Raw genomic sequence first — 12,669 nt, forward strand, 5'->3', positions numbered from 1 at the left:
ATTAAGTACAAAATCTCTATTCTTAACTCTAAAAAATTCAGCATATTTCAGCATAAATGATGATTTTCATCCCCGTAGTTTATATTCATATATTACCCACTTGCCTTTTCATATTCAATTAAATTATATCGATCCTTCACACTTACCATGAAATAACTGGTAGGTACTGGTGTGTTTTAGAAAGAAACGTTTCTAATTTTGGATTTCACATTTATCTGTTCTTCACAAACGATCTGCAACTATTAACGCATTTTTAGCTGTTCTCCAAAAAGGAAAGCAGAAAATAAAAACAGATACAATAGAGAGTACATTACTAACCAAAACCATTACAAAACCATGAAATTATTAATTGAAAACAAGCCAGACAATTGTCGGCTTAATTCTAAAACCTGGAAAGTTGCCAAACTAACATCTGGGTTGCTATTAGCTGTGACATTACAAGTTTCGGCTGCAACAGAATCAAAAGACATGAACTTCTCCGGGAAGTCAAACAACCCACCAACCACTGGAAGTAATTCGTTTTTTTCTGGACTACCAATAACAAAATATGCAAATATTTTATCCTCAACACAAAAAACAATAAAGGGTAAAGTAACAAATGCAAAAGGGGAGCCACTACCTGGTGCCACTGTACTTGAAAAAGGAACAAGAAATGCCGTAACCGCAGACTTCATTGGTAATTTTACAATTGATGTATCTGATTCAAATAGCATTCTTATCGTTTCATTTGCAGGATTTCTTACCAAGGAAGTAACTACTACTGATGCAGCAGGTTCTATGAATATTCAGTTGCAGGAAGAAAATCAAGCTTTAAACGAAGTGATTGTTGTGGGATATGGCACACAGAAAAAAGCATCTTCAACAGGAGCTATCGCAGCTGTTAAAGGGGCAGTCTTAACACAAAACGCATCTGCAAACGTTTCAAATGGGTTAGCAGGGCGTGTTTCGGGTGTAATAGCCACTAATCGTTCCGGAAGACCGGGTGATGACAACTCTACCCTTTTAATACGTGGATTCAATACGTTTGGCGGAGGTAGTTCTCCTCTTGTAGTGGTTGATGGTATTCCTGACCGCGATTTAAATAGAATAAACCCTGACGACATTGAGTCGGTTACCATTTTGAAAGATGCTTCGGCGGCAATTTACGGTGTGCGATCCGCCAATGGTGTAATCTTAGTTACCACAAAAAGAGGTAAAGTTAGTGCGCCAACCATCAAATATGATGGATCTTACGGCATTCAACAATTAACCCGAATGGACGAAAAAGTTAACTCTTGGCAATACATGACCTACTACAATGAACTCAATGCAAACAAAGGAACGTCCCTTCCTTACGCACAATCTGAGATAGACAAATACAAAGCAGGTAATGATCCTAATTACACCAGTACAGACTGGCTTAAAGAAGTGTACCGAAAAGACGCACCTCAAACCAATCATTCCCTTTCTGTAAATGGAGGTACGGAACAAGTTAAGTATTTTTTTTCTGGCCAATATTTAAATCAAGAAAGTAATCTTAGAAATAGCGATGAAAGATACAAGCAGTTTAATTTAAGATCAAACATTGATGTTAATATATCATCGAACTTAAAAGTAAATCTGGATATTGCTACGCGAAAAGAAGACAGAGTGTACCCTGTAATTGGCATTGGAACTATTATGCACGAAACCGTTAGTATGTACCCATTTATTCCTGCCTATTGGTCAAATGGACTGCCATCTTCTGGCGTTGCAAACGGCAGAAATCCAGCGATAATGACTTCATCTGCCGCAGGTTACGATAAAGTCGTTAATCTTATCGTAAATCCAAAAGTAGGATTTGATTTAAAATTACCTAGCATCACCGAAGGATTATCGGTAAATGGATATGCGGCATTTGATTACAATGTGCGTAGCCAAAAGAAATTCACAAAACCTTGGGATGCGTATTCTTATGACAAAACAAATGACACTTACAATAACGTAAAAAATAGCACCAGCGTAACAAGTGTTTTGCAAGACGAACAAATTACAAATCAGAACACTTACTTCATAAAATTAGCCTACGATCGCAAATTCGAAAAGCACGGATTTAATGCTTTTATGGGATACGAACAAACAACAAAAGACAAAACACAAACTACAGCCTATAGAAGAGATCTATTGAGTGATCAATTGGATCAAATTTTCACAGGTAGCACTAAAGGGCAAAATGCAACAGGTAGTGCGTACCAAGACGGAAGAGCAAGTTACTTAGGCAGGGTGGCATATAACTATGACAATAAGTATCTAGCCGAGGTTTCTGCACGTTATAACGGATCATTCAATTTCCCACAAACTAGCTCTAAAGCTTGGGGTATGTTTCCTGCAATATCAGCAGGATGGAAAATATCCGAGGAGAACTTTTTTAAGGACAATATAAAAGGAATTGACCAACTTAAGATAAGAGCTTCTTGGGGGAAAATGGGTAATGATGACTTGGGCGAATGGATTAATGGAGTGTTTTATCCGAACCAATATCTTTACTTGACAAGATACCAGTTAACTACGAATCAACAGGACTACACTTACTTTGGCTCAGATTACATATTAAACAACAGCATCTATCAATCTTCTACCCCTAATCCTAATATTACTTGGGAGGTTCAAGATTCAAAAAACATTGGATTTGACATTGGTTTCTTAAACAACAGGTTGACAGCTACCTTTGATTATTTCAGCAATAAAAGGTCTGACATATTGGTTGCAAGAAGTGCATCTATTCCTTTATACACTGGAATGACACTCCCAAAAGAAAACATTGGAGAAACTGTTAACAGAGGTTGTGATTGGTCCTTAAATTTTGCAGAAACAAGTAATGATTTTAAATATAATCTTGGTTTCAATCTTACTTATGCCCAAAGTGAAGTACTCTTCCGTGATGAAGCTGCAAATATTCCAGAATGGCAAAAATCAACCGGGAAATCAATCGAATCATGGTTAGTTTACGAAACAAACGGCATTTACCGCACACAAGCAGATGTTGACAATTCACCTCATTTTGCAGGAGCAAAACCTGGTGATCTTTGGGTAAAAGACACAGACAATGATGGTAGTATTACTTCTAATGATAAGGTTAGAATTCCAGAATCGGCTACACCAAAAATTGCTTACGGTATTCCTATGAGAGCTGAATACAAAAGAATATCGATAGACTTACTTTGGACAGGACAATCTATGGCTAAGCAAATGATACTTCCGCAAGCACAAGGATCTATCGTAGCCCCTCCAACATGGTTATACAACGACAGATACACCGTAGATAATCCAAATGCTCAGTATCCTGTAGCATTCAATGACACCGATACTAGAAACAATATTGAAGCTGACTTTTGGCTAAGAGACGCATCCTTCTTTCGATTGAAATCTTTAGAAGTATCGTACGTTTTACCGGAAAATTTACTTTCTAAATATGGAATATTAAACATGAGATTTTATGCTGGAGGAACTAATTTATTTTCTATCGATCATATGAAACAGTACAACCTAGATCCAGAAACCAACAACAAAACAGGAATTAATTATCCGCAAACCCGTATTTACAGAATCGGTGTAAATATTGAATTGTAACAATGCGATAAAAAAATTATGATCCTTTAAAAAAAAACATCTAGACATGAAAAATTATAAAACCAATAAACTAATGAATATAAGAAATAAGGCATTCATCGTCGCCTCCTTTTTTATGACAATTGCAATCCTTACCTCCTGTAATGAGGATCCTTTAGACAAAGCTCCTTTGGATTCTTATACGGATACAACCACATGGAATGACTTGAAACTGGCGGAAGCTTTCGCTAATAATCTTTATAACGTATTACCAACTACCCAACACAATTGGAACACCAGAACAAATCGTAGCTGGGCTTTATCCACTTCTTGTGATGAAGCGTATAATAAATTTGACGATTATAATTCATCGACCATTAATTCCGGGGCTCTCACACCAGACAATGCAGGCGATTTTGATATTTGGAAACCTACTTATTCCATCATTCAAAATTGCAACATATTTCTATCCAAAATTGACAAAGTCCCTGGAGATGAAGCTTGGCGCAATCGGTTAAAAGGAGAAGTGCTTTTTTTAAGAGCGTATGCCTATTTTAAACTGACCAGTGATTATGGAGGTGTGCCAATTGTTACTGTACCTTTTGATTTAAACAGCGATTTTAAAGTGGATCGTAGCACTTACGACCAATCGGTAGATTTTATTGCAACCGAGTTAGACAAAGCGGCAGATTTATTACCATTAACCACTTCTAGTCTTGGAAGAATCACAAAAGGTGCTGCTCTTGCCATAAAATCAAGAGTATTACTCTATGCCGCCAGTCCACAATGGAATCCGTCTAATGACATCAGCAAATGGAAAAAAGCATCCGATGCCGCAAAAGCTGTAATTGATTTAAATGCCTATGAGCTTTACAACAAAAATTATCCTGATCTTTTTACCACTAATAATTCGGAGATTATTTGCTCCCGTTTGTCTAGCAAAGACCCACAGTGGAATGCTTTTAACGGTGTAGAAATGTTCAATTCCCCAAGTGGTTTTCACGGTTGGGCATCATTTGCGCCAAGCCAAGGTTTGATAGACGCTTATGGAACCGCAGACGGTAAAGACATCACAGACCCAACATCAGGGTATGATCCTCAAAAACCTTATGTAAACAGAGATCCTCGTTTTTACAAAAACATTGTATACGATGGACGTGCCTATGGAAAACCCGAATTTTGTCAAGATCGTTATGACGCTGGAAGTTCAAATAAAGCAGAATTTTATGAAGGCGGATTAGATTCTCCTCAAGGGTGGGATACTTGGAACAATAGCGAAACTCGCTATACTTTCCGTAAATATTGTGACACTACGTATAATTTCAACAATGATACACAAACAAACAAAGCTTGGATCATTTCTCGTTTAGGCGAAATTTATCTAAATTACGCCGAAGCTCAATTCAAAACAGGAAACGCAAGTACCGCTATTCAGTATCTAAATATGATTAGACAACGTGCTGGAATAACAGTTCCATTGGCAGGTCTTACCGGTACTGCCTTAGAAAATAAAATCCGTAATGAAAGACAAGTTGAATTATGCTTGGAAGGACATCGTTATTATGATGTACGTCGTTGGAAAATAGCTGATGTAACAGAAAACAAGCCATTGATGGGTGTGGTTATCACCAAAAAAAATGATGGAACGAAGAGCTATACTTACACAAAAGTTCAAGATAGAATCTTCAAACCTCAACATTATTTATTACCTATCCCAAGGGATGAAATAAACAGAACAAGTCTTATTCAAAACCTAGGTTATAATTAAGGTTTCATTTTTAAGCACCCAATTTTTTAAGTATTTTGTTAGTATCAGTTGCGAAGTGAAATTTCAAAAAAACTGATGCGTTTTGTAAACCCACCATCTCAATTGTGTGGGTTTGCTTTTTAAAATTTTAGCCATAACCTAGAAAGGACGCACAATATCAAGGTATCGAACATATTTAATTAATCAACTATTGGTTTTCAGGCAAGTGTAGCCTGTAATTCCAGGAATTTTAAACATAAAATAATTACATGAAAAATGGTTTTATAATTATAGTCGCAAATTGCTGCATATTTTTTAATGCCTTTGGACAAAGTGAAGCGATCACCTTCAAGTCTTCAGATACTGCAATAGAAACAGCTTTTAACCGTGCAAAGACTATGGCTTTGAGTTACAAAGGAAATTCCAATGATCCAGTTGGTCCATGGTATGAAGCGGCATTACCCAGCCGCTCCGCTTTTTGTATGCGCGATGTAGCACACCAAAGCATTGGTGCCGAAATACTGGGGCTAAACAAGGAAAACAAAAACATGCTTTCCCTCTTTGCCAAAAATATTTCAGAAAACAAAGACTGGTGCTCCTACTGGGAAATCAATAAATATGGAGAACCAGCACCCGAAGATTACAGGAATGACAAGGAATTTTGGTACAATCTTGACAGTAATTTTGATGTCATGTTTGCCTGTTGGAGATTGTACTTATGGACTGGTGATGAAACCTATATAAAGAGCTCTGAGTTTGAAAATTTCTTTGAAAAATCGGTTACCAAATATATCGACCGTTGGGTACTGGATGCGGATTCATTATTGACCAGACCAGAATTCCCCAATGCTACAGTTCCGTTTAACAAGAAAGATGCTTTCCACAGCTGTCGTGGTCTGGCCTCTTATTCTGAAGGAATACCAACTTTAAAAATGAGCGTGGATTTGGTCGCCGCAATTTACCGCGGATTGTTGACCTACTCCTCTATTTTGAAACTGAACGGCTATACTGAAAAAGGCGAATTATACGAAAAAAAGGCAATGAAATACCACCAAAAAATAGAACAAATTTGGTGGGACAGCACAACTTCGACTTATAACACACTCTATACCAGTGATGGAAAATTTAGCAAGGATGGAGGAGAGCTATTTTTATTATGGTTTGAAGCTTTGACAGATACAACCCGAACTCAAAAAACAATCGAACACATTATTTCAGAAAAAGGAAATGTTGAAAGCTCATCTTACCTTCCCTTTTTATTATTCAAATATGGATTTAAGGATAAAGCCTATGATTATATTTTGCATCTTACTGACCCTGCTACCAAAAGAAGAGAATATCCAGAGGTTTCTTATGGCGTGATTGAAGGCATTGTACATGGCTATATGGGAATTGAACCAGATGCCACAAAAAAAATGGTAACTACTTTGTATCGTGGAAAAATTGGAACTGCATCCGAAGTGGACAATCTGCCTGTTTTAAACACAGTGTTGAGTATAAAACAAGAGAGCCAAAAAACAACGTTTCATAACAAAGGCAACACTTCTCTACAATGGAGAGCCATATTTTCCGGAAATTATGATGCGGTATTTATAAATAATAAAAAAGTTGTTGCCCACCATAATAAAGATGATAACGGGAATTCATTTACATTTGTTGATATCCCAGTTAACTCCAAACAACAAGTAAATGTCACTTGCAGATAATAATAAAATAAGTAAAGAGTTGGCAAAAAACTCATTCGAATGCTACTAATTTAATGGGTACAAAAAAATTAAAAACAAATTTAATGAACAGTTCATTTAAGAAAAAACGAATACATTCTTTATTTGCCGTTATTGCACTTTGCTTTATAACCGGCAAATCATTTTCGCAGGAGGATAACCGCTGGCAAATCAATCCCGACGGTTCTATTTCTTGGCAAATAAATAACACCATTCCACATGACGATCATATCGAAATGAGTGGCAAAAAAATCTCTTGTATTCTCCGATATGGCGTAGCAACAGACGGGTCTTTTCACGCCACCCGCAGCTTGGTGTGGCCTATGTTAAGAACCATTCCCAATAACACCCATGCAAGTCTTACCCGCCAATTTGCACAAGATGCCTTTGATCTGGTAACGGTTAATTACAAACCCATCGTTGCCGAAAAAGTGGTTTCAATAACCCTCAACGGGACATTGCTTGTCAAAAGTAAAGCGGGTAACACCCTCGAACTAACCAGACAATATTTCCCATCAACAACCTTATCTGGCTATTGCGAAATCTACACTATTAAAAATACCTCTGGAAAAACCTGCGCCGTAGAAATTCCAAAATCAAATGCTATATATACTTCAGATCCCGCAAAAGGAACCGAAGGCAGTTATGCTTTGCATGTAGATCTTTTTAATGAAGGCAATTTCAATCTTCAAGCAAATGATGCGATTAGCTTTTCTGTTTTTTATTCTGGGGTAAAGGCAAATGAACAAGTACCATCAGTGAATACAGATGAGGAGAAAAACAAACGCCTAAAATTAATCCATGACGTATGGGACAAACTTGTATTAGAAACGCCCGATCCTGTATTGAATACTGAATTTGCTTTTGCTAAAATTAGAGCTTCCGAAAGTATTTTCGAAACCAAAGGTGGTCCCATGCACGGTCCAGGGGGAGAAGCCTATTATGCGGCCATTTGGGCCAATGACCAAGCAGAGTACATTGGACCTTTCTTTCCTTATTTAGGGTATGATTATGGCAACCATGCATCATTAAATGCCTACCTACAATTTGCAAGATTCATAAACAAAGAGTACAAACCCATTCCGAGTTCAATCGTTGCAGAAGGAACGGATGTGTGGGATGGCGCTGGTGATCGTGGTGACGGCGCTATGATTGCCTACGGAGCAGCCCGATATGTCCTTTCCAGAGGAAATGCAAATGAAGCCAAACAATTATGGCCATTGATTGAATGGTGTTTGGAATACTGCCATAGAAAATTAAATGCTGAAGGTGTCGTAACTTCCGATTCTGATGAACTGGAAGGGCGTTTTCCTGCCGGAAATGCCAATCTCAATACTTCTTCTTTATATTATGACGCTCTTAATTCAGCTGTTTATCTAGGTCAAGCTTTAGGAAAAGACGCGTCGCAACTTAAAACGTATAAAGCTCAGGCTGAAAAATTAAAAATAGCCATTTCCAACTATTTTGGTTCTAAAGTAGAAGGATTTGAAACCTACAAATACTACAAAGAGAATGATATTTTACGAGCCTGGATATGCACGCCTCTTACGATGGGTATCTACAATCGAAAAGAGGGAACCATCGCAGCTTTATTTTCACAAAGATTATGGACTCAAGATGGCCTTGCCAGTGCTGCCGGTGATAAAACATTTTGGGACAGATCGACTTTATATGCTTTAAGGGGTGTATTGGCAGCAGGAGAAACAGACAAAGCGCTGGATTTTTTACATTATTATTCCAATCGTCGTTTATTGGGCGACCATGTTCCTTATCCTGTGGAAGCTTTTCCGGAAGGAAACCAACGCCACCTTTCGGCAGAAAGCGGATTGTATTGCAGGGTTTTTACCGAAGGACTGTTTGGTATTCGCCCTACTGGTTTACACAGTTTTAGTTTCACACCACGTCTTCCTAGATCTTGGCCCGTAATGAAACTGCGTCATATTCATGCATTCGAACATGATTTTGACATTACTGTTGAAAGAGCGAATCAGAAACTAAAAATAACGGTATCTGATGGTAAAAAAGTAGTAATCAATAAAGTTATTAAAGATGGAGATGAGGTAAATGTTAATCTTTAATAGAGCGACAAGAAAATTAATAAATATACAAAGAGAACGAAAACCTTCTAAAACCCAAAAAATCGCTTTTTTCGAGGCGGTTTTTTAGATTTTATTCCACTAAAAAAGACAATTTGTTGCAATGAAATCCTCTAATATTTATTAAACACTATTAAATTACAATTAGCCATAAATTAAATCTATTGATCGTAAGGTGATTTATAAATCCAAACTAATTATATTTGCACAATCAAAGTTATTCACAATTAGTATTATTTATTCACATTTTATATTCAGAAAGATGAAAATTATTTCAAAATTCTCGAAAAAGGCAAAGCCCCAAACAAGTACCAATACTACAGGGAAAGATATCAAAAATATCGATTTTACTTGTAATATTGTTCATGTTGGTCACGTCTTAACTATAAGTGACATTAATAAAAATAGATCTAGTAAGTATAACTACCTTTCTTTTTAATATCGCTATTTTTATAAATGATATTAAACGGCTACCACTATACCCCTAAGGGTAGCGATATTGACTCAAATAACACTCCACTAGAACGCTTTACATTTAAATCCGATATTGTAAATCAACAATACATTGTTGAAGTACTTATACTTCAGCATGACATATATGTAGCCCAATTTTATCTTAAAAATCACAGATTATCAGGCAAAAGATTTAATCTTCTTTTAGACAATCCAAAAGAAAAGAATAATAAGCATGTTTTATACGTTTTAAATACTATTACAAATATTTGTTTAGAGATATATCGTAAAAACCCAAATGCTTCTTTTGGATTTATGGGCGCACCAACTTCGAAAGAATCAAATCCCAAAAAAAACAAAGCAAATATAAATCCTGATAGGACAATCAAAAACACTAAAAGACATAGAATATATTCTCTTTATGTAAAAAGATACTTTTCTCCTGAAAAGTTTACACATATTGTTTTTGACCAATCAAGTTGCTATTTACTAAAGAACAATTCAAATTCCAAATTAGACACTTCGCTTTCGAATGATTACCACAATCAATTGATAAAAACTAAAATATCTAGTAACTAAGAAAAAATAGTTTCCGATATAAATTCAAAGAATATTAATTTTTCCTCACAATAATTGAATGGTTGGGCAATGGTCGGGCAGCTCTAAAATAAAAAAGCCTGTAACACTTGATAAACAAGTAATTACAGACTTTTTACGTACCCGGAGCCGGAGTCGAACCGGCACGGTTTCCCACAGGTGTTTGAGACCAGCGCGTCTACCAATTCCGCCATCCGGGCTTAGCAGACATGAAATGACAGACAGTCATTTCAACGCAATAAAGAGATAGTAAATGTTAATTGCTATCTTTTCCTTTAACACGCTGCAAATGTAGAAAACATTTTTAAATATTCTAATAAAAATACTTAAAATTTTCCTTTCAGAGTTAATTTTATTTTCTAAATTTGCACCTCGTTAAAAACGGAATACACAACTAACTACACCCGAGGTATTTATACTCTTCCGACTTTAAATAAATCATGAAGCCGAATTGTATGGAGCGCAGCGGAATAAAAACAACAAATTAAAATGTCACACCTAGAACCAGAAGCTAAAATTTTTGCTTGTTCAAAAAGTGAGTATCTTGCAGAGAAAATCGCAAAAGAGTATGGTATCCCGATGGGAAAAGTTACTATGTCTACTTATAGCGATGGCGAATTTCAACCTTCTTACGAAGAATCAATCAGAGGCTTACGTGTTTTTATTGTTTGCTCTACTTTTCCAAGCGCAGATAATTTGATGGAATTGTTGTTAATGATTGACGCAGCAAAACGCGCTTCAGCAAGACACATTACAGCAGTAATCCCTTATTTTGGTTGGGCAAGACAAGACAGAAAAGACAAGCCAAGAGTTCCGATAGGAGCGAAACTAGTAGCTAATTTACTAGACGCAGCTGGAGCTACAAGAATAATGACTATGGATTTGCACGCAGATCAAATACAAGGATTCTTCGAGAAACCAGTAGATCACCTTTTTGCATCCACTATCTTTTTACCGTATGTAGAAAGTTTAGGTCTAGACAATTTAATGATTGCTTCGCCAGACATGGGAGGATCAAAGAGAGCTTATGCTTATTCTAAATTCTTAAACTCTGAAGTAGTAATCTGTTACAAACAAAGAAAAGCAGCCAATGTTATCGAAACAATGGAGCTTATCGGAGAAGTAAGAGGTAAAAATGTAATCTTAGTAGATGACATGATTGATACCGGAGGCACTTTGGCGAAAGCCGCCGATTTAATGATCGAAAAAGGAGCCTTAAGCGTAAGAGCCATTTGTACACACGCCATTTTATCCGGCGAGGCTTACGAGAAAATAGAGAATTCACAGTTGTTGGAATTAATCGTAACTGATTCAATTCCGTTAAAGAAACAATCTAACAAAATAAAAGTAGTGAGTTGTGCACCACTTTTTGCTGAGGTTATGCACATGGTGCACCACAACAATTCCATTAGCGGAAAGTTTTTGATGTAGAGCCCCCTAACCCCCTAAGGGGGAATTAGAAAGGTTAACTAAAAAACTATTAAGTGACCAGTAAAAAGTCATTAGCCATTAGCTAATCATTGAGACACTAGCTAATCACTAACAGCCAATAACTAATCACTAATAAACAAGAGTTTAATTAATAACTATAATAAATATTTACAATGAAATCGATTACAATTAAAGGATCAGAAAGAGAAAGCGTAGGTAAAGTAGCAACTAAAGCCTTACGTAATGCTGGATTGGTTCCTTGCGTATTATACGGAGGAAGTCAGGCAGTTCATTTTTCAGCGGAAGTTATGGCTTTCAAGAACTTGGTTTACACTCCAAACGCGCACACAGTTGTGATTGAACTTGGAAACGGTAAAACATTCGACGCAATTTTACAAGATATTCAAGTTCACCCGGTATCTGACAAAATTTTACATATTGACTTCTTTCAAATTTTTGATGACAAAGAAATCACTATGGAAGTTCCAGTAAAAATCATTGGTAACTCAAAAGGAGTTATGGCAGGTGGAGATTTACGTTTGAACAACCGTAAATTAAAAGTAAGAGCTTTACCAAAAAATCTTCCAGATTTCGTTGAAGCTGACATTACTCCATTAGACATGGGTAACAAATTATACGTTACTAAAGTGCCTGCTGAAAACTTCAAAATCATGCACCCAGACAATACAGTAATTTGTCAAGTGAAGATCTCTCGTGCGGCTATGAAAGCAGCTCAAGAAGCAGCAAAAGCAGCAAAAGCTCCTGCTGGAAAAAAGAAAAAATAATACTTTTTCAATCTATATCAAAAGCATCAGTTTCACAACTGGTGCTTTTTTTTGGTTCAATCATAAATTGTGTGGCTAATTTTTTTAAATTTAATTTTTTTATGATTTTTAAATTAATGCAATGCAAATGCATAAATCTATTAACGCAAAACGATAATAAAGGATTAATCCCATTTTATCTTCGATTTTACTGGTATAAAAAATACCCCGTCTCTTCGAGTAGTTTTGAATAGTAACACGAAAGCTTTACTATTCAATCCCGAAAGCTT

The 12,669-nt window shown here is 36.4% G+C and carries 7 protein-coding genes and 1 tRNA gene; 7 read left to right on the forward strand and 1 reads right to left on the reverse strand.

Annotated features, from left to right (window positions below):
- Positions 1 to 336 precede the first annotated feature (336 nt).
- The 5 genes from FNW52_RS15595 (at position 337) to FNW52_RS15615 (ending at position 10,166) form a co-directional block, all read left to right on the forward strand.
- Positions 337 to 3,588, forward strand: a complete 3,252-nt coding sequence (locus FNW52_RS15595; protein WP_143378358.1) for a TonB-dependent receptor — start codon at positions 337 to 339, stop codon at positions 3,586 to 3,588.
- Between the two features lie 46 nt (positions 3,589 to 3,634).
- Positions 3,635 to 5,335, forward strand: coding sequence for a RagB/SusD family nutrient uptake outer membrane protein (locus FNW52_RS15600; protein WP_143378359.1), 1,701 nt, complete (start codon positions 3,635 to 3,637; stop codon positions 5,333 to 5,335).
- 248 nt (positions 5,336 to 5,583) lie between these two features.
- Positions 5,584 to 7,020, forward strand: coding sequence for a hypothetical protein (locus FNW52_RS15605; RefSeq protein ID WP_143378360.1), 1,437 nt, complete (start codon positions 5,584 to 5,586; stop codon positions 7,018 to 7,020).
- Positions 7,021 to 7,103: 83 nt separating this feature from the next.
- Positions 7,104 to 9,116 (forward strand): hypothetical protein, encoded by a 2,013-nt coding sequence (locus FNW52_RS15610; RefSeq protein WP_143378361.1) that lies wholly within the window; start codon positions 7,104 to 7,106, stop codon positions 9,114 to 9,116.
- Between the two features lie 474 nt (positions 9,117 to 9,590).
- Entirely contained in the window at positions 9,591 to 10,166 is a 576-nt protein-coding gene (locus FNW52_RS15615; RefSeq protein ID WP_143378362.1) for a hypothetical protein, read from the forward strand.
- Positions 10,167 to 10,304: 138 nt separating this feature from the next.
- On the opposite strand, the gene FNW52_RS15620 is transcribed toward FNW52_RS15615, so the two are convergent.
- A tRNA-Leu gene (locus tag FNW52_RS15620) sits at positions 10,305 to 10,384 on the reverse strand.
- 289 nt (positions 10,385 to 10,673) lie between these two features.
- On the opposite strand from FNW52_RS15620, the gene FNW52_RS15625 reads away from it, so the two are divergent.
- Positions 10,674 to 11,615, forward strand: a complete 942-nt coding sequence (locus FNW52_RS15625; protein ID WP_116760291.1) for a ribose-phosphate pyrophosphokinase — start codon at positions 10,674 to 10,676, stop codon at positions 11,613 to 11,615.
- A 173-nt stretch (positions 11,616 to 11,788) separates the two neighbouring features.
- On the forward strand, positions 11,789 to 12,400 hold the full coding sequence (locus FNW52_RS15630; RefSeq protein ID WP_143378363.1) for a 50S ribosomal protein L25/general stress protein Ctc: 612 nt from the start codon (positions 11,789 to 11,791) through the stop codon (positions 12,398 to 12,400).
- The last annotated feature ends 269 nt before the right edge of the window (positions 12,401 to 12,669 follow it).

The organism is Flavobacterium sp. ZT3R18, assembly GCF_007097385.1.
In the GTDB taxonomy this organism is placed as follows: Bacteria; Bacteroidota; Bacteroidia; order Flavobacteriales; family Flavobacteriaceae; genus Flavobacterium.